The organism is Microbacterium luteolum, from assembly GCF_039533965.1.
GTDB classification, from domain to species: Bacteria; Actinomycetota; Actinomycetes; order Actinomycetales; family Microbacteriaceae; genus Microbacterium; species Microbacterium luteolum.
In genome coordinates, this window is the sequence record NZ_BAAAUN010000001.1 from 3,030,558 (window position 1) to 3,054,902 (window position 24,345).

Annotated in this window: 25 protein-coding genes; 18 read left to right on the forward strand and 7 right to left on the reverse strand. The window is 69.3% G+C overall.

All coding sequences use genetic code 11. The features are described from left to right. Positions 1-45: 45 nt before the first annotated feature. The 7 genes from ABD648_RS14655 (at position 46) to ABD648_RS14685 (ending at position 5,858) form a co-directional block, all read left to right on the forward strand. Positions 46-681 carry a dihydrofolate reductase family protein gene (locus ABD648_RS14655; protein WP_282215690.1) on the forward strand — a complete coding sequence of 212 codons (636 nt, stop codon included), beginning with the start codon at positions 46-48 and terminating at the stop codon, positions 679-681. A 415-nt stretch (positions 682-1,096) separates the two neighbouring features. After that, positions 1,097-1,480, forward strand: a complete 384-nt coding sequence (locus ABD648_RS14660) for a hypothetical protein (RefSeq protein WP_282215691.1) — start codon at positions 1,097-1,099, stop codon at positions 1,478-1,480. A 192-nt stretch (positions 1,481-1,672) separates the two neighbouring features. Then, positions 1,673-2,194, forward strand: a complete 522-nt coding sequence (locus ABD648_RS14665) for a hypothetical protein (RefSeq protein ID WP_282215692.1) — start codon at positions 1,673-1,675, stop codon at positions 2,192-2,194. A gap of 338 nt (positions 2,195-2,532) precedes the next feature. Continuing rightward, positions 2,533-4,206 (forward strand): MSCRAMM family protein, encoded by a 1,674-nt coding sequence (locus tag ABD648_RS14670; RefSeq protein WP_282215693.1) that lies wholly within the window; start codon positions 2,533-2,535, stop codon positions 4,204-4,206. Between the two features lie 167 nt (positions 4,207-4,373). Further along, positions 4,374-4,901, forward strand: coding sequence for a hypothetical protein (locus tag ABD648_RS14675; RefSeq protein ID WP_282215694.1), 528 nt, complete (start codon positions 4,374-4,376; stop codon positions 4,899-4,901). An 85-nt stretch (positions 4,902-4,986) separates the two neighbouring features. Then, positions 4,987-5,454, forward strand: coding sequence for an XRE family transcriptional regulator (locus tag ABD648_RS14680; protein ID WP_282215695.1), 468 nt, complete (start codon positions 4,987-4,989; stop codon positions 5,452-5,454). Then, positions 5,451-5,858 carry a ribonuclease HepT family protein gene (locus ABD648_RS14685; protein ID WP_282215696.1) on the forward strand — a complete coding sequence of 136 codons (408 nt, stop codon included), beginning with the start codon at positions 5,451-5,453 and terminating at the stop codon, positions 5,856-5,858. The genes ABD648_RS14680 and ABD648_RS14685 overlap by 4 nt, the downstream gene beginning before the upstream one ends. Positions 5,859-5,871: 13 nt before the next feature. Here ABD648_RS14685 and ABD648_RS14690 read toward each other — a convergent pair whose 3' ends face one another. The 4 genes from ABD648_RS14690 to ABD648_RS14705 are packed head-to-tail and all read right to left on the reverse strand — an operon-like array spanning position 5,872 to position 10,200. Then, positions 5,872-6,675: a Cof-type HAD-IIB family hydrolase gene (locus tag ABD648_RS14690; protein ID WP_282215697.1), complete on the reverse strand. Its 804-nt coding sequence runs from the start codon at positions 6,673-6,675 to the stop codon at positions 5,872-5,874. A gap of 49 nt (positions 6,676-6,724) precedes the next feature. Further along, positions 6,725-7,570: an exodeoxyribonuclease III gene (locus tag ABD648_RS14695; protein WP_282215698.1), complete on the reverse strand. Its 846-nt coding sequence runs from the start codon at positions 7,568-7,570 to the stop codon at positions 6,725-6,727. A 9-nt stretch (positions 7,571-7,579) separates the two neighbouring features. Next, positions 7,580-9,772 (reverse strand): malate synthase G, encoded by a 2,193-nt coding sequence (locus ABD648_RS14700; RefSeq protein ID WP_282215699.1) that lies wholly within the window; start codon positions 9,770-9,772, stop codon positions 7,580-7,582. Continuing rightward, positions 9,769-10,200, reverse strand: coding sequence for a GlcG/HbpS family heme-binding protein (locus ABD648_RS14705; protein ID WP_282215700.1), 432 nt, complete (start codon positions 10,198-10,200; stop codon positions 9,769-9,771). The genes ABD648_RS14700 and ABD648_RS14705 overlap by 4 nt, the downstream gene beginning before the upstream one ends. A 113-nt stretch (positions 10,201-10,313) precedes the next feature. Between ABD648_RS14705 and pyrE the strand changes: the two genes are divergently transcribed. Then, positions 10,314-10,874, forward strand: coding sequence for an orotate phosphoribosyltransferase (gene pyrE, locus ABD648_RS14710; protein ID WP_136057453.1), 561 nt, complete (start codon positions 10,314-10,316; stop codon positions 10,872-10,874). Next, positions 10,871-11,773 (forward strand): ROK family protein, encoded by a 903-nt coding sequence (locus ABD648_RS14715; protein WP_282215701.1) that lies wholly within the window; start codon positions 10,871-10,873, stop codon positions 11,771-11,773. Before pyrE ends, ABD648_RS14715 begins: the two co-directional genes overlap by 4 nt. Here ABD648_RS14715 and ABD648_RS14720 read toward each other — a convergent pair. From ABD648_RS14720 to ABD648_RS14730, 3 genes are all read right to left on the reverse strand, one after another. After that, the gene (locus ABD648_RS14720) at positions 11,770-12,045 is read right to left on the reverse strand and encodes a hypothetical protein (RefSeq protein WP_282215702.1); all 276 of its coding nucleotides are present in this window, start codon (positions 12,043-12,045) and stop codon (positions 11,770-11,772) included. The genes ABD648_RS14715 and ABD648_RS14720 overlap by 4 nt on opposite strands. Before the next feature lie 142 nt (positions 12,046-12,187). Beyond that, positions 12,188-13,333, reverse strand: a complete 1,146-nt coding sequence (locus tag ABD648_RS14725) for an MFS transporter (RefSeq protein WP_282215703.1) — start codon at positions 13,331-13,333, stop codon at positions 12,188-12,190. Then, a complete protein-coding gene (locus ABD648_RS14730) occupies positions 13,330-14,232 on the reverse strand; it encodes a MurR/RpiR family transcriptional regulator (RefSeq protein WP_282215704.1) in 903 nt (300 codons plus the stop codon). Before ABD648_RS14730 ends, ABD648_RS14725 begins: the two co-directional genes overlap by 4 nt. A gap of 168 nt (positions 14,233-14,400) precedes the next feature. On the opposite strand from ABD648_RS14730, the gene ABD648_RS14735 reads away from it, so the two are divergent. The 9 genes from ABD648_RS14735 to ABD648_RS14775 all read left to right on the forward strand — a co-directional run bounded on the left by ABD648_RS14735 (position 14,401) and on the right by ABD648_RS14775 (position 24,339). Next, positions 14,401-15,948, forward strand: a complete 1,548-nt coding sequence (locus tag ABD648_RS14735; RefSeq protein ID WP_282215705.1) for an ABC transporter substrate-binding protein — start codon at positions 14,401-14,403, stop codon at positions 15,946-15,948. A gap of 73 nt (positions 15,949-16,021) precedes the next feature. Further along, on the forward strand, positions 16,022-16,993 hold the full coding sequence (locus ABD648_RS14740; protein WP_282215706.1) for an ABC transporter permease: 972 nt from the start codon (positions 16,022-16,024) through the stop codon (positions 16,991-16,993). Further along, positions 16,990-17,877 (forward strand): ABC transporter permease, encoded by an 888-nt coding sequence (locus ABD648_RS14745; RefSeq protein ID WP_282215707.1) that lies wholly within the window; start codon positions 16,990-16,992, stop codon positions 17,875-17,877. The genes ABD648_RS14740 and ABD648_RS14745 overlap by 4 nt, the downstream gene beginning before the upstream one ends. Beyond that, positions 17,874-18,779: an N-acetylmuramic acid 6-phosphate etherase gene (murQ, locus tag ABD648_RS14750; protein WP_282215708.1), complete on the forward strand. Its 906-nt coding sequence runs from the start codon at positions 17,874-17,876 to the stop codon at positions 18,777-18,779. The genes ABD648_RS14745 and murQ overlap by 4 nt, the downstream gene beginning before the upstream one ends. Next, the gene (locus tag ABD648_RS14755; RefSeq protein ID WP_282215709.1) at positions 18,779-19,969 is read left to right on the forward strand and encodes an anhydro-N-acetylmuramic acid kinase; all 1,191 of its coding nucleotides are present in this window, start codon (positions 18,779-18,781) and stop codon (positions 19,967-19,969) included. Before murQ ends, ABD648_RS14755 begins: the two co-directional genes overlap by 1 nt. Then, positions 19,966-20,454, forward strand: a complete 489-nt coding sequence (locus ABD648_RS14760) for a GNAT family N-acetyltransferase (protein WP_282215710.1) — start codon at positions 19,966-19,968, stop codon at positions 20,452-20,454. Before ABD648_RS14755 ends, ABD648_RS14760 begins: the two co-directional genes overlap by 4 nt. Next, positions 20,451-21,605 (forward strand): mandelate racemase/muconate lactonizing enzyme family protein, encoded by a 1,155-nt coding sequence (locus ABD648_RS14765; protein WP_282215711.1) that lies wholly within the window; start codon positions 20,451-20,453, stop codon positions 21,603-21,605. The genes ABD648_RS14760 and ABD648_RS14765 overlap by 4 nt, the downstream gene beginning before the upstream one ends. Next, positions 21,602-22,711 (forward strand): serine hydrolase domain-containing protein, encoded by a 1,110-nt coding sequence (locus ABD648_RS14770; RefSeq protein ID WP_282215712.1) that lies wholly within the window; start codon positions 21,602-21,604, stop codon positions 22,709-22,711. Before ABD648_RS14765 ends, ABD648_RS14770 begins: the two co-directional genes overlap by 4 nt. Continuing rightward, entirely contained in the window at positions 22,708-24,339 is a 1,632-nt protein-coding gene (locus ABD648_RS14775; RefSeq protein ID WP_282215713.1) for an ABC transporter ATP-binding protein, read from the forward strand. Before ABD648_RS14770 ends, ABD648_RS14775 begins: the two co-directional genes overlap by 4 nt. Positions 24,340-24,345 lie beyond the last annotated feature (6 nt).

Here is a 24,345-nt window from a genome sequence, read left to right on the forward strand (position 1 = left end):
CGTCTCGGAGTCCTGATTCGCCGCACCGACAGTACGGAGCACGACATGAGCACGGCAGCATCCGGTCGCATCCTGATCGACCTCTTCATGACCCTCGACGGTGTCGCGCAGGGGCCGGGCGGCACCGACGAAGACACCTCGGGCGGCTTCCGGTTCAGCGGCTGGCAGGCCGGGCACCCCTCGTCGGGCGTCGGACCCGAGGTCGAGAAGGGCATGCGGCAGCTCGACGCGCTGCTGCTCGGCCGCCGGACCTATGACATCTTCGCGTCGTACTGGCCGCACCACACCGAAGGCGAGTCCGGTGAGATCGGCACGCTCTTCAACCGTGTGCCCAAGTATGTGGCGACCCGGGATGCCGACTTCGCGCTCGACTGGGAGGGCAGCACCCGCGTCGGCGACGACCTGAGCGCGGAGATCGCCGCGATGCGCGAGAACCACCGCGAGGTGCACGTCATCGGCAGCGTCGACTTCGTGCACACGCTGCTCGCCGAAGGGCTGTTCGACGAGTTGAACCTCTGGGTGTATCCGATCCTCCTCGGCGCGGGCAAGAAGGTGTTCGACGACGGCGCACTGCCCTCGGTCCTCACGCTGCTCGAGCCGGCGAAGACCGACGACGGCGGCGTGACGCTGCTGCGGTACGGGCGCACGGAGAAGGTGCCGGAGGTCGGGACTTTCGACTAATGTGCGCCAGCCCCCAGGTTCTATACGATCCGCTCTGTGGGTGTACGGGGGACTTCGCGCCACGAAGAACGGGCCGACGTCTTCTAGATTGGAGGTCGCGATGTCAGCCCAAGCAGTAGTAGGCGTGATTGTCGTCTGCGTCGGTGTCTTAGTGATCATTTTGAACCGACAGATTCCAAGACTTATCCACTTCGTGTTGCGTCTATTTTATGGCGAACCAATGGCTGATGACGCCGTGAGACCGAATTCAACTTGGAAACACATCATCATAGTCGGGTGTGCGTTCATCGCATTTGGAGTATTTATGATCTTGGCTCCGGCAAACCCACGTTGACGGGTGCGAGGCTCGCTACTGGCGGCGCGGCAGTGGAGAAGCAGGCCCAATCGATGACCTTGCGATATCTCTACGGGTCTGGTGAAGCGTTCGACTTTGGGCACGGTGTCGACGGCGGCGTACACGTATCCGGCCGCGGGCGGGGATCGTCCGCATTCGGTGAACACGGTGACGGGGCCTGCGGGTGTGGGTCCGGGTTCGTATTCGTATGACGCGGCGGGGAACATGACGGGCCGTCCGGGTCAGACGATCACGTTCAACGATGTCGGGAAGGTGTCGAAGGTTGTTGCGGGTTCGGTGACGCAGGACTCGGTGTACAACGTGGACGGGAGCATCCTGTTGCGGACGAACACGGCGGAGGGTGCGTCGTTGTTCGTGGGGGATACGGTGTTGTCGCAGGCTGCGGGTTCTTCTGTGGCGGCGGGGTGGGACGGCGCTGGGGGATTACTTCATCACCAAGATTGACACAACTCAAGCGATGGACGATGAACGTCTCATGTCTCATGAACAAGCGCACTCGAATCAGTGGGCAGGGTTCCAGGCGGACTATCCAGCTCTTTACGCGCGATTCGAGATGGAGTCGAATCTCGCCGGGCTTGGACCTGCATGTGGTAACTACTTTGAGTATTCGGCCGGACTGAGTGGAGGACACTACACGTGCTGAAGGCAGCGAAGCTCAAGCGTATTTGGTTCTGTTCGCTCATCGCATCCGGCGCAGTACTTGCGCCCGGTTGTTCGATCCTGCCGAGTACGCCCCTCGATCAACCGATCTCCCTATCGGTTCGCGACGGTGAGCCTGTGGTCACTTGGTGTGGTGGATCGGCGGACCTTGTGCGTGTCCGGCTCTACTACGGCACGGCATCGGAAGATGATGCGCAACTGGTTCTGGATGCATCGGGTCAGACGTCGGTTGTCTCCGGCGATGAAGTTGCCCTTTCCCAGCTTCCGGACGACTGGAAGGTGGAGCGTAAAGCCTATGCGGGCACGGAGGTAAGTGAAGTGGGCGTCACTTTGGAGTACACATCAATCGATGGAGCAGGAAAGAAGTATGAAGGTGGCTACTTGGCGGAATTTGAATTTGAAGGCGCGGGTATCGAGTCGTGGCCGACCTCGTCGTGGCAGTGGGCGAACGGCCAGACGTCCTCCGACGCGTGTGGAATGCCCAGCTCGGTTCGATAGCACAGCGCTCGGAGGTGACGCTCAGGGGGCGATCCTGATGAGGGGGTGAACGAGGCTTTTTGGTCGTAATCACGACCAGCATCCGCAAGGCCCCCGCTTCGCTGGCGGCTCCCGCGGGCTTCGTGACGCTGGTACGAGTGACGGGCTCCGCTCCGGTTCGTCCGGCGAATCGACTATTCCCTTCCTCCGCCGGCATCCTCTAGATTCGATCCGTTGCCGCCGTTTCGGCAGAGGTACGAGGGCCGAGCGGGACAGCGTGAACGTTGTGCGCACGACCTCCTTCACGGGGTGGGACGATGACGCGACGACGCGGGACGATGCGGGCGATACTCGGCGGAATGGCGGCATTCGCGCTCGCCCTGGGCGGTGCGACGACGGCGGCTGCAGCCGGAGCGGAGGAAGCCGCGGCGTCCGGCTCCATCAGCGGAGTGGTCACGCGCGAGGACGACGGCACGCCGCTCGAGGGTGTCACTGTCTCGGCGGGCGGGGAGGGGGCGGCCTGGGTATCGACGGAGACGGACGAGACGGGAGCCTACTCACTGACCGGTCTGGCACCCGGCTCCCACCTGGTCTCATTCACCCCCGAAGGCACCGATCTGAAGTCGGAGTACTGGGAGAACGCCGAGCGCTGGGATGCTGCGACTCCGGTCGTCATCGTCGACGGCACCGTCGTCGCTGGCATCGACGCCGCGTTGAGCGTGGGAGGCACGATCACGGGTGTCGTCACCCGCGAGGACGACAGCTCCCCGCTCGAGAACGTCTCGGTATCCGCTCTCGATGCGCACAATGAGATCGTCGGAGCGACCCGGACGGATGCGGCGGGTGAGTACCACCTCGGCGGGCTCCCCGATGGTTCGTACCGGCTGCGCTTCGGCTCTCCGGATCCGGAGCTGCTGTCCGAGTTCTGGGAGAACCAGTACCGGGGGAATTCCGCTACCGTCATCGCTGTCGTCAGCGGGCAGACGACTGCGGGCGTGGACGCGGCTCTCGCCGCTGCGGGGTATATCAGTGGCACGGTGACCAGTGGGGCCGACGGGCAGCCGCTGTTCTCCTCGGTGCTGGTCTACGACGTCGACGAGCGGTTCGACTTCGAGTTCAGCTACACGGAGGTCGACGGCGGCTACCGCGTCGCAGTTCCGGCCGGAACCTACAAGGTGCTCTTCCGCTCTTCCGGCCTCGCGGAGGAGTGGTGGAACGATGCGCCGGTCTGGGACGCTGCGACTCCCGTCACCATCTCGACGGGCGAGGAGGTCGAGGGCGTCGACGCCGTGCTCGACGAGATCGCAACCGTCAACGGCACGGTGACGGTCGACGGCGGCGCAGCGTCGGAGATTCGCGTGGAAGCCTGGAGTGACGGCATCCAGGTCGCGAACAAGTATGCCGACCCGACCACGGGCGCCTACTCGATGCCGCTCCAGAAGGGGACATACATCCTGAAGGCCACGGCCACGTTCACGGATGGCACGACGGCCACGATCTCGCAGTTCTTCGACGGGGTCGAGACGGCTGCCGAGGCGACGCCGCTGTCCCTCTCCCCGGGTGACATCGTGCAGGGGATCGACTTCCTGCTCACGGCCGACACGGAGCCAGAGCCGGCTCTCGTGCTTTCCTCCGCAACGATGCAGGCCGGAGGCAGCATCGCCGTCTCGGGAACCGGCTTCACGCCCGACCAGGAGATCACGTTCGAACTGCACTCCGACCCGATCGTGCTCGGCACGCTGACGGCAGACGCGGGAGGCGTGCCGAAGGGCTCGTTCACGATTCCGGCCGGCGCTCCGGCCGGCACCCACACGCTGGTCGCGCTTTCCGGGACCACGGTGATCGCGAGCGCACCGCTCACCGTCACGGCAGCGGGTGCGGGTGGTACCGGATCCGGTGCGGCCGGCACGGGAGGCGCCGCCGGCGCCCTCGCGACCACGGGATCTGACGCGCCGGTCGTCGCGGCGACCGCTGCGCTTCTGCTGCTGTTCGCCGGCCTGACGCTGGTTCGTCGCCGTCGCGCGAAGGCCTGAGCAGAGCCCGCGTGGCCTCGACAGGTCGCGCGGGCCTCAGCCGAGCATCCGCTCAGATCGGTGATGATCATATGTACGGTCCGGGGACCCTGGTTTCGATTGCGCGAGGTGAAGGCCTCAACTGGTCGAGGATTTCCCTCCGCCAGGGGTCTCGAGTTTCGAGACAAGTGGCAGGGAGGCTCGATCCTGATCGTGTCCACGCGTATGCGATCCTGCCGCGAGATCGAGCAGGCATCGAGGTCGCCGATTTCGCTCGATCTGTAGGGGTCAGCGATGCGGATCGTGTTCTGGGGAAGATCCTTCAAGCGCTGTCCGCAATCTCTGACGGCATTCTCGTGGTCGACGACGACTTAGCACGTCGTGGTGATCCCGGACTCGATGACGTGTCGTTCGTCGACGACAGAGTCATTCGTTGGCTCGACCTGCGCTCAGCTCCCGACGAACTGACACGCCTCATACGAATCGGAGCGTCCGGGTATCCGTTGAACGCGTTCATCTGCGACAACAGCTCTGGTGAGGCGTTTCGCCCCTCAGCCCGCTCGCTGTCCGAATCGGAAGTCGACTTGCTGGCAGGCGAGGTGCGACTCGTCATTCACTCGATCTTCGACGCGGAATCATTCCTGCTTCTCGCCATCGACGACGGAATCGAAGAACTGTTGGAGTCGATCACGTCGTCTGTCGATCCTCCGCCATAAGACGATTCGGGATCGGTGCCCCGAGCGCACCGCTCCAGCACGATGGGTGTGGCTCGCCGCTGATCGGATATATCATCGTCGAATAATGAAGACCTTCGACACGGCGGATGCTGGCGCGCTTCTCCTCGACGCACGCCGCGATGCGGCGTTGACGCAGGCGAAGCTCGCTGAACTCGCGGCGACGAGTCAGCCGAGCATCGCGGCGATCGAGCGAGGCAAGCGTCAGCCCTCTGCGGAGCTGCTGGAGCGGATCCTGCGCGCGGCGGACTACCGGCCGGGTATCGCCCTGGCGCGGTTCGATGCGCCGATCAGGCGCCTCGGCGCGCAGTACGGCATCTCGAACATCCGAGTGTTCGGGTCCGTGTCGCGGGGATCCGACCACTACGGGTCGGACATCGATCTGCTCGTCGACGTGGAACCGAATCGTTCGTACTTCGACATCGGAGGATTCGTCGCCGATGTCGAGGCGCTGACGGGGTTCCCCGTCGACATCGTGGTCGACGGCCCGAGCCGCCCGGCGTTCCTCACCGATGATCAGCTGGTGCCTCTGTGAGCGACCAGCCGGACGATGGGGCTCTGCGCTTCCCGCGATCGTCCCGTGGCGAGTCGGAGGTCGATCGGCGCGAGAACGCACGCGCCAGGTTCCTCGACAGCCTCGAAGACATCGACAGTTATCTGGCTGTAGCGAGGCGTGGGGGACCGGACGAGTTCGAGCCGCGCACTGCGCGCTACGCGGCAGCGAGTCTGGCGATCGTGCGTGTGGCGTCCCTGTTCGAGAACGACGACTTCGCGGTCTACCTGGACAGCGTGCCAGACGGTGCACGTCGGGGCGTCATCGCCACCCGCAACATCGTGGCTCATGCGGGCTACGTAGCCATGGATGACCAACTGTTCTGGCGGACGATCGACGTCGACCTGCCGCCACTTCTCGAACGTCTGCGTGACGCCGAGCACTGAGGTCGCGCGGGCCTCAGCCGAGCATCCGCTCGATCACCTGCGCGACCCCGTCGTCGTCGTTCGACGCGGTCGTCTCGTCGGCGGCGTCCTGCACGACGGCCTCTGCTCCGGCCATCGCGACGCCGTGCCCCGCCCAGCGGAGCATCTCGACGTCGTTGAGCGCATCGCCGAACGCCACGACGTCGGCGCGGTCGATGCCGAGGTGCGCGCAGAGTCGGGCGAGACCCGTGGCCTTCGTGACTCCCTCGGCCATGACCTCGACGAACGGCGCACCCGATAACGTCGCCTCGAAACCGGTGAGGCCGAGGGAGCGCAGGGTGTCGAACAGTGCGGCGGGGGCGAGCTCCGGATGCCGGATCACGAACTTCAGGCTCGGCGCGTCCAGCACCTGCTCCAGCGGCACGCCGCCCATCGTCTTCGGGTCGCGCTTGTGGTCGGAGAGGTCGGCGATCTCGGCGTAGCCGTGCTGCGCCACGAACGTCTCCCCGGCATCGCGCACGCTGGCGAAGAGCAGACCGGGGATGCTGGCGCGCAGCGCCTCGGCGAGCGTGCGGATCGTGTCGGCGGGGAGCTCCTCGGCGAACAGCATCCGTCCGTCGGTCAGGTGCACGGCATACGCCCCGTTGCTGCAGAGCGCCCAGCCGTCGAACGCCGCATCGGCCGCGATCGCGCGCAGACCGATCGGCTGGCGTGCCGTCACCGGGACGACGTGGATGCCGCGCTCACGGGCCGCATCCAGTGCCGCGCGCGTGCGCGGGGAGACGTGGGATGACGAATCGAGAAGTGTGCCGTCGAGGTCGGTGGCGATCAGGCGCATTTCGTCTCGACGTTTCGTCTCGCTTCGCTCGCTCAATGACCGAGAGGCGTCAGGAGAAGATCATCGGCAGGTCGTCGTCGTCTTCGGCCTTGCCGAGATCGAGGTCGACGACGACGGGCACGTGGTCGCTGGGCTGCTCGCCCTTGCGCTCGTTGCGGTGGATCGAGGCGCCGGTGACGGCATCGGCGAACGTGCGCGAACCGAGCACGAAGTCGATGCGGATGCCCTCGTTGCGGGGGAACTTGAGCCGCTGGTAGTCCCAGTACGTGTACCCCTCGGGGAGGAGCGGGCGCACGACGTCGGTCACACCGGCGTCTTCGAACGCGAAGAAGGCGGCGCGCTCCGGCGGCGAGACGTGCGTGGAGCGGCCGACCACGATGTCGGGATCGCCGTTGTCGTGGTCGAAGGGGATGATGTTGAAGTCGCCGACCAGGGCGAGCGGCAGCTCGGGGTTCGCCGCGAGCTCGGCCGCGGTGGAGTTTCGCAGCGCCTCGAGCCAGTGCAGCTTGTACGCGAGGTGCGGATCGTCGAGCGAGCGCCCGTTCGGCACGTACAGGCTCCACACCCGCACACCGTCGACCAGCACGCCCAGCGCGCGGGCCTCGAGCGGAGCATCCGGACCCTCATGGCCCTTCGCGAAGCCCGGCATCCCCTCGAACGCGGTGCGCACGTCGGTGATCGGCAGGCGGCTCGCGATCGCGACACCGTTCCACTGATTCAGGCCGTGCACCTCGACGTGGTACCCGGCCTCTTCGAACGGGCCGTACGGGAACTGCTCCGGCTTGCACTTGATCTCCTGCATCGCCAGCACGTCGATGTCTTCGCGGACGGCGAATTCGACGGTGCGGGTGACGCGGGTGCGGATGGAGTTGACGTTCCAGGTGGCCAAGCGCATGCGACCAGCCTAGTTGCGGGCTCCGACAGCGGCCGCCTGCTCCGCCTTCTTCTCGCGGCGCAGGCCGTGCAGCAGCGGCTCGGTGTATCCGCTCGGCTGCGCCGCACCCTCGACGATCAGTCGCCTCGCGGCTGTGTACGCGATCCCGGGCCGGCCGCCTTCGGGGAAGGCGAGCGGCTCGTACGCGGCATCGCCGGCGTTCTGCGCGTCGACGACCGGTGCCAGGCGCCGCAGGCTGTCGTCGATCTGCGCCTCGGTGATGACGCCGTGCGTGAGCCAGTTGGCCAGCAGCTGGCTGGAGATGCGCAGGGTCGCCCTGTCTTCCATGAGGCCGACGCCGCGGATGTCGGGCACCTTCGAGACGCCGATGCCCTGGTCGATCCAGCGCACGACGTAGCCGAGGATCGACTGCACGTTGTTGTCGATCTCATCGACGACGACCTCGGGCGTGAGGTCGCCCTCTCCGGCGAGCGGCGGCGTGAGCAGCACGTCCAGCGAGGTCTCGTCGACGGCGGGCAGCGTCTCCCGCACGGCGAACGCATCGACCTGGTGGTAGTGCAGCGCGTGCAGGGTCGCCGCGGTCGGCGACGGGACCCAGGCGGTGGAGGCCCCGGACCGCACGTGCGCGATCTTCTTCTCGAGCATGTCGTGCATGAGGTCGGGCTCCGCCCACATGCCCTTGCCGATCTGCGCGCGACCGCCGAGTCCGGCGGCCAGCCCGATCGCGACGTTGCGGGCCTCGTAGGCCGTCATGAACGGCTGCGCCTTGATGCCGGCCTTCGGCAGGAAGGGACCAGCGTGCAGCGACGTGTGGATCTCGTCGCCGGTGCGGTCCAGGAACCCCGTGTTGATGAAGACGACGCGATCGGATGCCGCGGCGATGCAGGCCGCGAGGTTCACGGAGGTGCGGCGCTCCTCATCCATGATCCCGATCTTCATGGCGCGCGCGGGCAGCCCGAGCAGCTGCTCCACGCGACCGAAGAGCTCTGCCGTGAACGCGACCTCCTCCGGACCGTGCATCTTCGGCTTGACGATGTACATCGAGCCCGTGCGCGAGTTGCGTCCGCGGTTCGGCCCGTCGAGCTCGGGGAGGGTGCCGAGGGCTGTCATGATCGCGTCGAGCATCCCCTCGAAGGTCTGCTCGCCGTCGCGGTCGAGCACAGCGTCGGTGCGCATGAGGTGGCCGACGTTGCGGACGAAGAGGACCGCTCGTCCCGGCAGCGTCAGCTCGTCTCCGCCGGGCGTGCGGTAGGTGCGGTCGGGGGCGAGCTCGCGGAGGAACGTGCGCCCGGCCTTGGTGACGGACTCGGTGAGCGTGCCGTCCATGAACCCGCGCCAGTTGCGGTAGCCGAGGGCCTTGTCGTCGGCGTCGACGGCGGCGACCGAGTCCTCCAGATCGAGGATCGCGGTGAGTGCGGACTCGAGGAGGATGTCCTGCACGCCCGCCTCCTCGGTGCGCCCGATCGAGCCCTCGTGGTCGATCACGATCTCGGCGTGCAGGCCGTGGTGACGCAGCAGCACGGCGGTCGGGGCGTCGGCTTCTCCAGTGAAGCCGACGAAGCCCTCCGGGGCGGCGAGGCGGCGGTCGCCCCCGGGCGTCTGCACCGCGAGGCCGTCCGCGTCCACGCGGTAGCCCGTCGCGTCGTGGTGCGAACCCGCAGCCAGCGGGGCGATCTCGTCGAGCAGGTCCCGCCCGCGGGCGACGACCGCGGCGGCGCGGACCGGGTTGTGCTGGTCGCCGGGAGCCAGGTCGCCGGTCTGGTCGACGGCGTCGGTGCCGTACAGCGCGTCGTACAGGGAGCCCCAGCGGGCGTTGGCGGCGTTCAGCGCGAACCGGGCGTTCAGCAGCGGAACGACCAGCTGCGGGCCGGCCATCGTCGCGATCTCCGCGTCGACGTCCTCCGTCGTCACGGAGACGGCATCCGGAACCGGGACGAGATAGCCGATCTCGGTGAGCAGAGCCCGGTACGCGTCGCGGTCGGGGGCGCCGGGGTTCGCGCGGTGGAAGTCGTCGATGCGCTGCTGGAGCTCGGCACGTCTCTGCAGCAGCTGCGCGTTCCGAGGACCGAGGTCGTGGATGATCGCACTGGCCTCGCGCCAGAAGGCCTCGGAGTCGCGCCCGGCGTCGGCGAGCGACGCCTCGGCGAACTCGACGATCGGCGCGGCCACCGAGAGGTCTGCTCGGGTGAGATACGAGGTCATGCGGGCATTCCTTCTCTTCGGGCGCCGAGGCGCTGCAGTGTCTCGAGGGCGATCTCCGCATCCTGCACGGGCGTTCCTCCGGCCACACCCAGCCCGCCGACGTGCACGTCGCCGAAGAAGATCGGCACGCCGCCGTCGACGGTCGTGAGGGTGCCGCCGGTGGCGAGCGGCAGGGTGATGCTGAGCGCTTCCGGGATCATCCCGGTGCGACGACGAGTGGATGCCGAGGTCGCGGCCTTGCGGCGGCTGGTCTCGGCGCTGTGCGGGGTGGCTCCATCGGTCATGCCGTAGGCGATGAGCGTCATCGAAGGATCGGCGACGGCGACGACGGTCTTGACGCCGTGGCTCTCTCCCACCTCCATCGCGATGGCGACGGCGCGGACGGCCGTCTCGTAGTTGATCGCGGCGATCTGGCGGTGGGTAGACACGATGTCTCCTCTTCTCGATCTCAACTATTCACACAGCGAACGCTAACTTCCGTATGACGGAATCATATGCCACCGGGCTCGGCCGGTTCAACCGTGCTTCTACACTGGATGCCGTGACCGCACTCGACGCAGACCGCCAGACGCTTCTCGACCTGATCAAGGACGAGGCGGTGTTCCACGGCGACTTCACCCTCTCCAGCGGCAAGAAGGCGACGTACTACGTCGACATGCGCAAGCTGACCCTCGATCACCGGGCTGCTCCCGCGATCGGGCGGATCATGCTCGACCTCATCGGCGACCTCGACATCGTCGCCGTCGGCGGGCTCACGCTCGGCGCCGACCCGATCGCGAACTCGGTGCTGCACGCCTCGGTCGCCGCCGACCGCCCCCTCGACGCGTTCGTCGTGCGCAAGGAGCCGAAGGACCACGGCCGCGGCCGTCAGATCGAGGGTGCCGACGTCAAGGGCAAGCGCGTCGTCGTGCTGGAGGACACATCCACCACCGGGCAGTCCGCCCTCAAGGCCGTCGAGGCCCTCCGTCGCGAAGGTGCCGAGATCGTCGCCGTCGCCGTCATCGTCGACCGCAAGACCGGTGCCCAGGCCGCGATCGAAGCCGAGGGCCTCGAGTGGCGTGCCGCCTTCGACCTCGACGACCTCGGACTCGACCCGCAGTGACTCGCTATGCCCTGGCCGTCGATGTGGGCGGCACGAAGATGGAGGCCGCGCTCGTCGGCGAAGACGGCGCGCTCGTCGCGGGCAGCCGCAGCAGGCAGGCGACCGGCCGTCAGGCGACCTTCGAGTCGCTGACCGCCGCCGTGCAGGCGATCGTCGCTCACGCGCTCGCCGCCCTGCCCGACGGTGCCGAGGTCGTCGGCGCCGGAGCGGGAAGCGCCGGACCCATCGACCGTGTCGCAGGCGCGATCATGCCCGTGAACATGCCTCTGGCGCGGGGTTTCGGCCTGGCCGCGGCAGTGCGCGAGGCGGCGTCCGCCGGCGTGGGGCGCGAGGTGCCGACCGTGCTCGGGCACGACGGCGGAGCCCTCGCGCTCGCCGAATCGTGGCTCGGTGCCACGCAGGATGCCGGTGCGTCCCTGTCGATCGTCGTGTCGACGGGTGTCGGCGGCGGGTTTGTCGTGAACGGCGCCTACATCCCCGGTGCCACCGGCAATGCCGGCCATCTGGGCCAGGTGCGCCGCGAGGGCGGGCTGACGCTCGAGGAGATCGCCTCCGGCCCCGCGAGCGCGGCCTGGGCGCAGCAGCAGGGCTGGAACGGCGCGACCGGCGAGGATCTCGCCCGGGATGCTGCAGCGGGCGTCGCCGTCGCGCGCGCTGCGATCGAGCGCTCGGCGAAGGCCGTCGGCGAGGCGCTGGCGGATGCCGCGACCCTCGTCGACCTCGACACGGTCGCCATCGGCGGGGGGTTCTCCCGCGTCTCCGACGACTACATCGACCTCGTGCAGCAGGCGCTCACCGCGAGCGCCGCCCACGAGTACTCCCGTCGTGCGCGCGTCGTGCGCTCCGGTCTGGGCGATGAAGGTCCGCTGATCGGCGCTGCGGCCCTCGTGCTGCGCTAGCTGCTCGCGGTGACGAGGTGGCGGGGCGGTCCTTCGAGCCTCGCGATCGCGATCTTCACTCCGGTGACCTCGTCGGCCAGGGCGTCGATGCGGGCGCTGAGCTTCTCCTCGACAGAGTCGATGCGGGCGCTGAGCTTCTTGTCGACGGCGTCGATGCGCTCGTCGATGTGGCGCACCATCCAGGCGAAACCCGCGAACAGGCTCGCCCCGAGGGTCAGCACGATGCCGATCGCGCTGATGACGATCGTCAAGGTCTCTGCGGACACGTACACGCTCCCATTCTGCGGCTCAGGTTCGGGATACGCCAGCAGGTTATCGAAGAAACCAATATTCCCGGTGACCAGGAAAATACGTGCTCAGCGATGGTGGACGAAGTGACCATTGCGCCGCGCTGTGGAGGAGAAGTCGCGCCGGTCAGTTCGTCGTGGAGGTCCTCTGCCGCGCCCGTGCCGCGATCAGCACGAGCACCGGCACGACGGCGCACAGCGCGGCCGAGACGATCAGCGTCGTGCTCGATGCCGGGTCGCGGCCGATCAGCAGCACGAGGCTCGGGACGAACGTGCCGCCCACGGCTCCGCACGCCACCAGGGTGCCCGTCACGGCGGCGCTGCGCGCGGCGTCGAGACGGTCGAGTGCGAGTCCGAGGATGAGGCCGTAGCTCGGAGCCAGGAGGACCACGGATGCCGCGAGGGCGACGAGTGCGCCCGCGGGCGCATCGTTCACCAGCAGCCCCGCGGCAGTCATCAGACAGGCGGCGCCGATCGTACCGACGGCGAGGATCGCGCTCGGCGACACCGCGCGGCGTCGGAGCCCGGCGGCCCCGAACCGGCCGACGGCCATCAGCGCCCAGAAGGCGGAGGTCCCGAGGGCTGCGGCGGCAGGGTCGAGGGTGAGTGCTCGCGCCGGGATGACCGCCGACCATCCGGACAGCACGGTCTCGACGCCGACGTACAGCGGTAGGGCGATCGCGAACGGCAGAAGCGGGAGCAGCGCCCGCACCTCGCGTCGCGCAGGCGCATCGGACGCGGATGCCGACGGCTCGTGCCCTCCCGCGAGCAGGGCGATGGTTCCGAGGGGGACGACGGCGAGGATGCTGAGCACCGGCATCGCCGCAGCTCCGGCGGCCACGGCGAGCGGCGTGAGCGCGGCGCAGACGGCCACGGTGCCCATGAGCGCGCTGAGCAGCCCGGTCGCGCTGCCGGTCGCCGCGGCCTTGGCGGCGACGGAGCCCGCGGCCTCGACGAGCCCGAACCCGAGTCCTGCCAGCGCGGCTGCGGCGATGAAGAGTGCAGGGTCGCCCGCCCATGCGGCGGCGACGAGCGCGACCGCCTGGAGCGCGCTGCCGAGGATCAGCGTCACTCGCGCGGGACGCCGCACGAGCAGCGGTCCGGAGAGCAGCACGCCGACGAGGAGCCCGGCGAACAGCGCCGGCACGGCTGCGCTGAGCTCGGCCGACAGCATCCGCTCCGCCGACGGCAGCACCGCGGGGATGAACGCCGCGGTCACGCCGAGGCTCGCGAAGGCGGCGAAGAGCCCTGTGCGGTTGCGGCTGCTCGTCACGCGCCGCCCGCTCTGACGCGGTGCACGGCGGCGTAGGTGTCGCGCAGCGCCTCCATCGAGCGGTCGTAGTTCGACTGGGCGACGCCGATGAAGATGCAGTCGACGACCATGAGCTGGGCGATCCGGCTGCCGAGAGCCCCCGAGCGGAACCCGGTCTCCCTGGCTGCCGTGGTGAGCACGATGTCGGCCTGGTCGGCGAGCGGAGCTCCGGCGTGGTTGGTGATCGCGATCGTGGTGGCTCCCGCGCGGCGGGCCAGCAGGAGGAACTCGATCGTGTCGGTCGTCGCGCCGCTGTGCGAGACCGCGATGGCGACGTTGCCGGGTCCGAGGGTGGCCGCGGACGTCCACGCGGCATGCGGATCGGACCAGTCCAGGGCGGTCCGGCCGATGCGGGTGAGCTTGCGCTGCAGGTCGAGCCCGACGATCGAGCTCGCGCCGACGCCGAAGATGTCGACCCTCGACGTGGAGTTGATCGCGTCGACGGTCGCGCGCAGCGCGTCGGTGTCGAGCACCTTGGCGGTGTCGGCCAGCGACAGGGTCTCGGCGAGCGACACCTTCGCGACGATGTCGGCGAGGGTGTCGTTGCGGTCGATGTCGCCGGAGACGTCGGGGAGGGCCGCGGTGTCGAAGGTCTCGCGCTCCACGTCGCGCAGGACGTGGTTGCGCAGCTCGCGCACGTGGTCGTAGCCGAGCCGCTTGCAGAATCGCACGACGGAGGTGGTCGAGGTGTCGCACCGCTGCGCCAGTTCGGCGATGGACAGCCCTGCCGTCTCGGCGGGGCTCGCGAGGAAGAGATCGGCGATCCGCTGCTCGCTGGGGCGCAGCTCGGGGCGGATCGCGCGCATGCGCACGAGAACAGGGTGCCCGCCGGCGTCGTCGAGGGCGGCGTGATGGGGCATGGAGGTCTCCGATCGATGTTTCATAACACTAGAGGAACTTCTGTTACATAAGAAGTGAGTTTCGTGTACTTTTGGTACCACCAAGACCGACGATGTTCGCGGGCGAGCAGGCGCAAGCGCCTCCCCGACGCCACGGCGACGCGTCCCAGCCAGCAGGAGGAATCAGCAATGAGCACAGCACGGCGGGCGTCACTGGGCGCTCTCACCGCGACGGGCGCCATCTTGGCCCTCGTCATGACCGGGTGCTCCGCCCCGGCATCCGATCCGTCCCCCTCGGAGGGCACCGCAGGCGGCGATCTCGTCATCGGCGTCACCAGCGACCCCGACACCCTGTTCCCCTGGAAGGCCACGCAGTTCCAGGCCGTCAACGTCCTGCAGAACCTCTACGGCACCCTCACCGAGTTCGACGAGGAGCTCAACGTCGTCCCCGGGCTGGCCGAGTCCTGGGACGTCTCGGAGGACGGGCTCACCGTCACCCTCAAGCTGCGCGAGGGCGTGACCTTCGCGGATGGCAGCACGTTCGGATCCGAGGACGTCAAGTACTCGCTCGACGCGATCGCCCTCGAGGCCACCGCCGCCGTCGCACGCAGCTCGCTCGCGTCGGTCACGGCCGTCGAGGCGACCGACGAGTCGACCGTGACGCTCACGCTGAGCGCCCCCGACGCCGCGCTTCCCGCCAACCTCGCCGTGATCAACATGGCGATGCTCTCCTCGGACGACACCGAGGAGGCGCTGAACACCACGCCGAACGGCACCGGACCCTTCGTCCTCGAGGACCGTTCGCCGAGCCAGTCGCTCACGCTCGCGAAGAACGACGACTACTGGGGCGACACCGCGCTGCTCGACACGGTCGAGTTCCGCGTCATCCCCGACGAGTCCTCGATCGTCTCGGCGATGCAGTCCGGCAACGTCCAGCTCGCCGTGTTCGACGACCCGCTGGTCGCCCAGACCGCCGAGGGCGCGAACGTCGAGGTCGCGACCACCCCGCAGCTCAGCTACCACGCCCTGCAGCTGAACGCGACGCGCGGCGACCTCGCCGACGTCAACGTGCGTCTCGCCATCCAGTGCGCGATCGACCGTCAGGAAGTCCTCGACACCGCCGCCCTCGGCGAGGGAGAGGTCACGGGGCCGATCACGTCGCCGGCGTACAAGTCCGACCCCGACGCGCGCCCCTGCCCGGAGCGCGACCTCGACAAGGCGGCCGAGTACCTGAAGAAGGCGGGCAAGGAGGACGGCGTCACGATCAACGCGATCGTCTCGCAGGGCGAGTACGCCACCTCGGTGAACGAGGCCCAGAACCTCAAGGCCCAGCTCGCCGACGCCGACATCACCCTCGAGATCGAGGTGCTCGAGTCCGGTGCGTTCGTCGACCGCTGGATCGCCGCGGACTTCGATGCCGCGGTCGCCCTCAACGGCGGACGCCCCGACCCCGACGGCATGTACGGCCGGTACTTCACCAGCACCGGAAACCTGAACAAGGTCGCCGGGTACTCCTCGCCCGAGCTCGACGCGCTGTTCGCCGAGGGCCGTCAGACGGCGGATGCCGATGAGCGCAAGGACATCTACGCGCAGGTCTCCGAGAACCTCGAGGACAACGCCGCGTGGATCTGGCTGTTCACCAGCTACACCTACACCGCGACGGCGTCGTCCGTCGACGGTTTCGTTCCGATGGTGAACGGCTCGCTCCAGTACCTGCGGACGACCTCCATCAAGTAGCGGACGGATGCGGCGCCGGTGCACGACCGGCCGGCGCCGCCTCCTCCCCGACGACAGGCAGCCTCACACTCGCATGTTCAGACAGATCCTCCGCAACACCGTGCTGCGCCGCATCCTCGCAGCCCTCGGCACGCTCCTCGGCGTGGCCGTCTTCGTCTTCCTGATGCTGCGCGCCATCCCCGGCGACCAGATCAGCTCGGGCCTCGGCACCGAGGCAGCCGCCCTCACACCCGCGCAGCGCGCCGCTCTCGAGGCCTACTACGGTCTCGACCAGCCGCTGTTCGTGCAGTTCTTCTCGTGGCTCGGCAACATCTTCACCGGCAACCTCGGCTTCTCCTCGCGCGCGCAGACCAGCGTGCTCGACCTCACCCTCGCCGCCCTGCCGGTGACCTTCGAGCTCGCGATCTTCTCGATCGTGATCGCCCTCGCCATCGGCATCCCGCTCGGCATGCTCTCCGCCTCGAAGCCCGACTCGGTCCGCGACGGCTTCGGCCAGGTCGTCGGGCTCGCCGGGCTCTCGATCCCCGCGTTCCTGCTCGGCACCGCGCTGCTCGCGATCCTGGCCTCCTCGTTCGGGTTCAACCCCAACGGTCAGGGCTTCGCCACGCTCTTCCAGGACCCGCTGCTGAACCTCCAGCAGATGCTGCTCCCGTCGATCGTCCTCGGCTTCGGCATCGCCGCCCCGATCATGCGGACCACGCGCACCGCCGTGCTGGAGATCCGCGCCAACGACTTCATCCGCACCGCGCGCGCGAAGGGCGTGCCACCGCGTCGCCTGCAGATCCGGCACGTGCTGCGCAACGCGCTCGTGCCGATCGTCACCATGACGGGCCTGCAGTTCGGCTACCTCCTCGGCGGTGCGGTCGTGGTGGAGCAGATCTTCTCGCTCCCCGGCATCGGCCGCCAGGTGCTCCTCGGCATCCAGCAGAAGGAGTACGCGCTCGTGCAGAGCACCGTGCTGGTGATCGCGCTCGCGTTCGTCATCGTCAACCTGCTCACCGACCTGCTGTACCGGGTCATCGATCCTCGGGTGCGTGCCGCATGACCGACATCTCTCAGACCCCTGCTCTCGCCCCCGGCGGCGGACGCACGATGGAGCGCGTGCGGCTGCTGCTGCGCAGCAGGAGCGGTCTCACCGGACTCGTCATCGTCGTCCTCCTCGGTGTGCTCAGCATCGTCTCGGCGTTCGGGCTGCTGCCGTTCGATCCACTCGCTCAGGACCCGCCGTCGCGCCTGCAGCCGCCGTCGGGTGCGCACTGGTTCGGCACCGACCAGTTCGGCCGCGATGTGTTCTCCCGCGTGGCCGCCGGCGTCGCGAACTCCGCCCTGATCTCGCTCGTCGCCGTCGCCTTCGCCACGGTCGTCGGCACGGTGTGCGGTCTGATCGCCGGCTTCTACCGCGGCTTCTCCGACGGCGCGATCACGGCGGTCACGAACGTGCTCTTCGCGTTCCCGCCGCTGCTGCTCGCCCTCTCGCTGGCCTCGGTCTTCGAGCGCAACTGGTTCACTATCGCCGTGGCCATCGCGATCGTCTACGTGCCGATCTTCATCCGGGTGACCCGCGGTCCTGTGCTGTCGCTCCGCGAGGTCGAGTACGTCAAGGCCGCGAAGAGCACCGGGCAGAGCCGCATGGCGACCATGTTCCGCCATGTGCTGCCCAACATCACGTCGATCATCATCGTGCAGGTGACGCTCTCGCTGTCGTGGGCCGTGCTCACCGAGGCGTCGCTGAGCTTCCTCGGCCTGGGGACGCCGCCGCCGGCGCCGTCGCTCGGATCGATGATCTTCGAGGCGCGCACGCTCGTGACCATCGCCCCCTGGACGATGATCGCCCCCGGTGTGATCGTGGTCCTGCTCGTGGTGGGCCTGAACCTGCTCGGCGACGGACTGCGCGACAGTCTCGACCCGCGGAACAGGGGCAAGCGATGACGATGGAGGATCTCGGCGGACTCGCCACCGAGGCGAGCGACCCGCGCTATGCGGAACTCGACCTGATGAGCGTCGCCCAGCTCGCGCAGACGATGAACGACGCGGATGCCACGGTGCCCGGTGCCGTGCAGCGGGCGCTCCCGCAGATCGTCCCGGCCATCGAGGCGACCTCCGAGCGCATGGCTCGCGGCGGGCGGCTCGTCTACGTCGGCGCGGGGACGCCGGGACGCATCGGGGTCGTCGACGCCTCGGAGTGCCCGCCGACGTTCAGCACTCCGCCGGAGCTCGTCTTCGCGATCATGGCCGGCGGCCCCGGAGCGATCGTGAATCCGGTCGAGGGCGCTGAGGACGACGCCGACGCGGGCAGCGCCGCGATCGACGAGGCGGGCATCGGCCCGCTCGACACCGTGATCGGCATCGCCTCCAGCGGACGCACGCCCTACGTCGTGGCCGCGATCCGGCGTGCGCGGGAGCGCGGCGCACTGACCGTCGGGCTGTCCTGCAACACGGGCACCGTGCTCAGCGCGGCCGCGGAGCACGGCATCGAGGTCGAGGTCGGCCCCGAGGTGCTCTCCGGCTCGACGCGCCTCAAGTCGGGCACCGCGCAGAAGCTGGTGCTCAACATGTTCTCGACCATCGTCATGGTGCGAGGCGGCAAGGCCTACGGCAACCTGATGGTCGACCTGAAGGCGACCAACCACAAGCTCCGCGAGCGCGCCACCCGTATGGTGCAGTCGATCGCCGCCGTCGATCGGGAAGCCGCGATCGGCGCCCTCGAGACGGCGGGCTACGACGTGAAGATCGCGTCGATCATGCTCCGCCGCGGCGAGGACCTCACCGAGGCCACCGCACGGATCACCGCCGCCGACGGCCGGCTGCGGACAGCACTGGAGGAGAACTGATGCGCGTCCTGGGACTCATCTCCGGCACCTCGCACGACGGGATCGATGCGGCCGTCGTGGATTTCACGGCGAACGACGCCCCCTCGGCATCCGGTGTCGCTCTGCGGGGGACCGTCCTCGCCTCGACGAGCGTGCCGTACGCCGCCGAGCTCCGCGCCAGGCTGATCGCCGCGCTCCCGCCCGCGCAGACCACGCTCGCCGAGGTCGCCGAGCTCGACACGCTCATCGGGCAGGCGTTCGCCGAGGTCGCCGCCGACATCTCCGCCGAGGTCGGCGGCGTCGACGCGATCTGCTCGCACGGGCAGACCGTCTACCACTGGGTCGACGGCGCGCACGCGCTCGGAACGCTGCAGATCGGGCAGCCCGCCTGGATCGCCGAGCGCGTCGGAGCCCCGGTCGTCTCCGACATCCGCATCCGCGACATCACGGCGGGCGGGCACGGCGCACCCCTGGTCTCGTTCCTCGACGAGCTGCTGCTGCGCACGCACGCCGGGGTCTCGGCGGCCCTGAACCTGGGCGGCATCTCGAACATGACGGTGGTGCGACCCGACGGCCTCGTCGCGTACGACATCGGCCCGGCGAACGCGCTCGTCGACGCGGTCATCGTGGAGCATGGTCTCAACCCGCTCGGGTACGACGACGACGCCCGGATCGCGCGCACGGGGCACGTCGACGACGCGCTGCTCGCGGCGCTGCTCGCCGACCCGTACTACGCGCTGACCCCGCCGAAGAGCACGGGCAAGGAGCACTTCCACCTCGGCTACGTGCACGAGCACCTCGCGGCGCAGGGGCGCGAGATCCCGGTCGAAGACGTCGTGCGCACGCTCACCGAGCTCACGGTGCAGACCGTCGCGCGCGATGTGGCGACGGCCGGCATCGAGTTCCTCGCGGTGTCGGGAGGCGGATGCCGCAATCCGCTGATCCTCGACGGACTGCGCGCAGCCCTGCCGGGCACGCGGGTCGTCCTCGCCGATGAGCTCGGCGCCCCGGCGGACAGCAAGGAGGCGATCCTCCTCGCGCTGATCGGCTGGTGCACGATGCACGGCGTCTCGGCCATCGTCCCCGGCGGCACCGGGGCGCGGGAACCGCGCATCCTCGGCACGATCACCCCGGGTGCCGGTCCGCTCGTGATGCCGCAGCCCGTGTCCGGCATCGACTCTCTCACGCTCGCGGAGGCCGCGGCATCGTGAACGTCGAGGTGCGCCCTGCGACCCCGGACGACCTGTCCGGGGTGCTCGGCGTGTTTCTGGGATGCTGGCGGGAGAGCTACCGCGGCATCCTGCCCGCATCCGCGATCGACGCGATGACCGATGAGCGCGCTGAGGCCCTGTGGCGACGTGTGCTGGCCGACCCGGTCGGCGAGTTGCTGGTCGCCGAGCGCGACGGCGAGGTCGTCGGCCTCACCCGCTACGCCGTGAGCGACGGCGAGGGGGCGGTGCACTCCCTGTACGTCTCGCCGCGCACGCACGGCGGCGGGGTCGGCACGGCGCTGCTGTCGACGGCCGCCGAGGCCCTCCGCGCGGCGGGGGCGGATGCCGCCACGCTCTGGGTCTTCGCTGCCAACGCGCCCTCCATCGGCTTCTACGAGTCCCGCGGCTGGCAGGCCGACGGAGCGACCCGCACCCAGCCCGACTTCGGCGAACCGGAGCAGCGGATGCGCAGGGAGTGGGCATGAGCGTCGTGGAGCGGATGCGCGTGCTGCGGGTGTCGTCGCCGCTGGTGCGACCCTTCGTCACGGCGGTGCGCCGCACGGATCGCCTCGACGTGGTGCTCGTCGAGGCCACCGATGCGGATGGCCGCGTCGGCTGGGGCGAGGCGGCGGTGAGCTGGCGTGTCACGGGGGAGAGCCCGCAGAGCGTCGCCGCCGCGGTGACCGGACCGCTCGGTGCCGCGGTCGCCGGGAGGCGAGCCGGCGACCCTGCGCTGGCCGGCGTCATCGCCGCGTCGATCTGGGGGAATGCGGCCGCTCGCAGCGGGGTCGCGTGCGCGGTGGCGGATCTCGCCGCGCGACAGCGGGGGCTGTCCGTCGCGGAGGCGCTTCTGGGGAACGGCGCGACGGCGCCGTCGCGCCTCCGCACGGACATGACGCTGTCGACCGCGCCTCCGCCGGAGTTGGCGGAACAGGCGATCGCGCACGTCGCGGCCGGATTCGGCTGCCTCAAGATCAAGGCCTCCGCCGCGCACGACACGGTCGCGGGTCTCCGGGCCGTGCGCGCCGCCGTCGGCCCGGCGATCACGCTTCGTATCGATGCGAACCAGGCCTGGGACCCGGAGACCGCGATCCGGGTGATCCGCGCCCTCGAGGACGAGGGGCTCGACATCGAGCTGGTCGAGCAGCCCGTCGCGGCATCCGACCTCGAAGGGCTGGCGACGGTCACGGCGGCCGTCGGCACCCCGATCATGGCCGACGAGGCCGTGCGCACCGAACGCGACGTCCGGGCGATCGCGGACCGCGGCGCCGCCGACCTCGTGAACATCAAGCTGGCGAAGACCGGCGGTCCGACCGAGGCCGTCGCGGCGGCCCGTGCCGCGCAGGAAGCCGGGCTCGGCATCGTGTTCGGCTGCATGATGGAGTCTCCGGTCGGGGTCACCGCCACCGCGCATCTCGCGGCGGTCCTGGCTCCCGACGAGGTGCACGATCTGGACGCGGCGCTCTGGCTCCGGCGGTCGCCCGTGATCGGCGGCATCCGCTCCGAGGGTGACGTGCTCGAGCTCGGCGCCGGCCTCGGATTCGGCATCGATGCGCTCGCGCCCGACGTCGAAGCCGAGGTGCTCGCGGACATCCGGCCCGCGCACAGCCGGATCCATGAGGAGGTGCGCGCATGAGCGCCGTGCAGGCTGTCGAGGCCGTGTTGGCAGGGTCTTCCGCTCCGGCGGGCGTCGTGGTCGGCATCGCTTCGCCGTCCGGGCGCGACGTGGCCGCCGGCGGTCACGCCGACGTCGCGGGAGCGCCGATGACGGGGGATACCGCGTTCGACATCGCCTCCGTGACCAAGGTTGCCGCGACCACGACGGCCGTGCTCGCCCTGGTCGGCCGTGGCGACCTCCGCTTCGACGACCTCGTCTCGCGCTTCCTTCCCGGCACCGCATGCGCGCCGCCGACGACGCTCCGCCACCTGCTGCAGCATCGCGCCGGTCTCTGGGAATGGCAGCCGCTGTATCTGGACCCGCGCGACCCGGTCACCGCCATGGACGCCATGCCCCTGCGCTACGCACTCGACGAGGGGCGCCAGTACTCCGATCTCGGCTTCCTGCTGCTCGGCCGCATCGTCGCCGCCGTCACGGGCATGCCGCTGGACGCCGCGGTCCGCGACCTCGTGACCACGCCGCTCGGACTCGACCGCACGGGCTTCGGGCCCGTGGCGACCCCGGTCGCATCGACCGCGGTCGGCGATATCGCGGAGCGCCGCATGGTGGCCACGGGCGAGCCCTATCCGATCCTCACCTCCCGACGTCACTTCGCCTGGCGCGAGGAGGAGATCGCCGGGGCGGCGAACGACGGCAACTGCTTCCATGCGTTCGGCGGGATCGCCGGGCACGCCGGACTGTTCAGCACCGCCGACGACCTGCTCACGCTCGGCACGGCGCTCGCCGCTCCCGCGCAGCACGCCGATCTGTGGAATCCGGATGCCGTCGCCGAGCTGTTCCGCGACGGACCCGACTCCGGCCAGGCGCTCGGCTGGCGCAGCGACACGGTCCGGGTCGACGGTCACGAACAGCGGATGCTGTGGCACCCCGGCTTCACCGGCTGTGCCCTCGGCATCATCCCCGGCGCCGGCATGGCCGTCGTGATGCTCGGCAACCGCCTCCTCGCCACCGAACCGGCCACGACCGAGACCCTGTGGCGATCGGTCCTCCCCGCACTCCTGGGCGACCAGACATCCCGTGACACCGCGACTTCCCGTGAAACCGAAGGAACGAGAACACCATGAGCATCACCGAGCCCGTGCTGAGCATCAAGGGCCTGGCGGTCGCCTTCCGGACCGGCTCCGAGCTGGTCACCGCGATCAGCGACGTCAACATCGACGTCGCCGCGGGAGAGACGGTCGCCGTGGTCGGCGAGTCCGGATCCGGGAAGTCCACGACGGCTGCGGCCGTCAACCGGCTCCTCCCGGACAACGGAGTGATCACCGCCGGCAGCATCCGCTTCGACGGGCGCGAGCTCACCGAGCTCGGCGAGAACGCGATGATCTCGCTGCGCGGCGCGGGGATCGGCCTCGTCCCGCAGGACCCGATGTCCAACCTCGACCCGCTCATGCGGGTCGGCGACCAGATCGGCGAGGCGCTCGAGGTGCACGGCCGCACGTCGGGCGACGCCACGACGGCCCGGGTCGTCGAGCTGCTCGAGATGGTGGGGATCGCGGATGCCGCGAACCGCGCGCGCCAGTACCCGCACGAGTTCTCCGGCGGCATGCGCCAGCGGGTGCTGATCGCCATGGGGCTCGCCTGCACGCCGCGGCTGCTCATCGCCGACGAGCCGACCTCCGCTCTCGACGTCACCGTGCAGCGCCGCATCCTCGACCAGCTCGACGAGCTGACCGACGAGCTCGGCACCGCGGTGTTCCTCATCACGCACGACCTGGCGCTCGCCGCCGAGCGCGCCGACCGCATCGTCGTGATGTTCCGCGGCAAGATCGTCGAAGAGGGCACCTCGGCCGAGGTGCTCGGAAACCCGCAGCACGAGTACACCCGGCAGCTGCTCGCGGCCGCGCCCAGCCTCGCGTCCCGTCGTGACCCGTTGCCGCAGCGCGAGTCCGTCGCGTCGGAGACGCCGTTCGTCGAGGTACGGGACCTCCGTAAAGAGTTCGCGCTGCGCTCGCCGAAGCCGGGCGAGGCGCAGAGCTTCACCGCCGTCGACGGCGTGAGCTTCTCGATCCGTCGCGGCACGACCGTGTCGATCGTGGGGGAGTCGGGCTCGGGCAAGTCGACGACCGCCAACATGGTGCTGGGTCTCGAGGACGTCACATCGGGATCCATCCTGTTCGACGGCCTCGATCTGACCGGACTCCGCCGCAAGGAGCTCTTCGCGTTGCGCCGGAGGGTCCAGCCGGTGTTCCAGAACCCCTACGCCTCGCTCGACCCGCGCTACACGGTCGAGCAGTCGATCGCGGAGCCCTTGCGGGTGCACCGCATCGGCACCGCGACCACCCGGCACGCCCGCGTCCTGGAGCTCCTGGAGCAGGTCGCTCTTCCCGCGGCCATGGCCGAGCGCCTGCCGCACGAGCTCTCGGGTGGGCAGCGGCAGCGCGTGGCCATCGCCAGGGCGCTCGCCCTCGAGCCGGAGCTCGTGGTCCTCGACGAAGCGGTGTCGGCCCTCGACGTGCTGGTGCAGGCGCAGATCCTCGACCTGCTCGCCGACCTTCAGCGACGTCTCGGGCTCAGCTACCTGTTCATCAGCCATGACCTCGCGGTCGTGCGGATGATCTCCGACGAGGTGCACGTCATGCAGCGGGGCGTCGTCGTGGAGAGCGGAACTCCGGAGCGCATCTTCGACGATCCGCAGCATCCGTACACGAAGGAGCTGTTGGCGGCGATCCCGGGGGCCTCGCTGGCGTCCTGAGCGCTG

What these genes read in the sequence shown, in the direction of transcription:
- ABD648_RS14655 (WP_282215690.1), top strand. Translation starts at nt 46, where the DNA reads ATGAGCACGGCAGCATCCGGTCGCATCCTGATCGACCTCTTCATGACC.
- ABD648_RS14670 (WP_282215693.1), top strand. Translation starts at nt 2,533, where the DNA reads ATGGCGGCATTCGCGCTCGCCCTGGGCGGTGCGACGACGGCGGCTGCA.
- ABD648_RS14680 (WP_282215695.1), top strand. Translation starts at nt 4,987, where the DNA reads ATGAAGACCTTCGACACGGCGGATGCTGGCGCGCTTCTCCTCGACGCA.
- ABD648_RS14690 (WP_282215697.1), bottom strand. Translation starts at nt 6,675, where the DNA reads ATGCGCCTGATCGCCACCGACCTCGACGGCACACTTCTCGATTCGTCA.
- ABD648_RS14695 (WP_282215698.1), bottom strand. Translation starts at nt 7,570, where the DNA reads ATGCGCTTGGCCACCTGGAACGTCAACTCCATCCGCACCCGCGTCACC.
- ABD648_RS14700 (WP_282215699.1), bottom strand. Translation starts at nt 9,772, where the DNA reads ATGACCTCGTATCTCACCCGAGCAGACCTCTCGGTGGCCGCGCCGATC.
- ABD648_RS14730 (WP_282215704.1), bottom strand. Translation starts at nt 14,232, where the DNA reads ATGCCCCATCACGCCGCCCTCGACGACGCCGGCGGGCACCCTGTTCTC.
- ABD648_RS14735 (WP_282215705.1), top strand. Translation starts at nt 14,401, where the DNA reads ATGAGCACAGCACGGCGGGCGTCACTGGGCGCTCTCACCGCGACGGGC.
- ABD648_RS14740 (WP_282215706.1), top strand. Translation starts at nt 16,022, where the DNA reads ATGTTCAGACAGATCCTCCGCAACACCGTGCTGCGCCGCATCCTCGCA.
- ABD648_RS14745 (WP_282215707.1), top strand. Translation starts at nt 16,990, where the DNA reads ATGACCGACATCTCTCAGACCCCTGCTCTCGCCCCCGGCGGCGGACGC.
- murQ (WP_282215708.1), top strand. Translation starts at nt 17,874, where the DNA reads ATGACGATGGAGGATCTCGGCGGACTCGCCACCGAGGCGAGCGACCCG.
- ABD648_RS14755 (WP_282215709.1), top strand. Translation starts at nt 18,779, where the DNA reads ATGCGCGTCCTGGGACTCATCTCCGGCACCTCGCACGACGGGATCGAT.
- ABD648_RS14765 (WP_282215711.1), top strand. Translation starts at nt 20,451, where the DNA reads ATGAGCGTCGTGGAGCGGATGCGCGTGCTGCGGGTGTCGTCGCCGCTG.
- ABD648_RS14770 (WP_282215712.1), top strand. Translation starts at nt 21,602, where the DNA reads ATGAGCGCCGTGCAGGCTGTCGAGGCCGTGTTGGCAGGGTCTTCCGCT.
- ABD648_RS14775 (WP_282215713.1), top strand. Translation starts at nt 22,708, where the DNA reads ATGAGCATCACCGAGCCCGTGCTGAGCATCAAGGGCCTGGCGGTCGCC.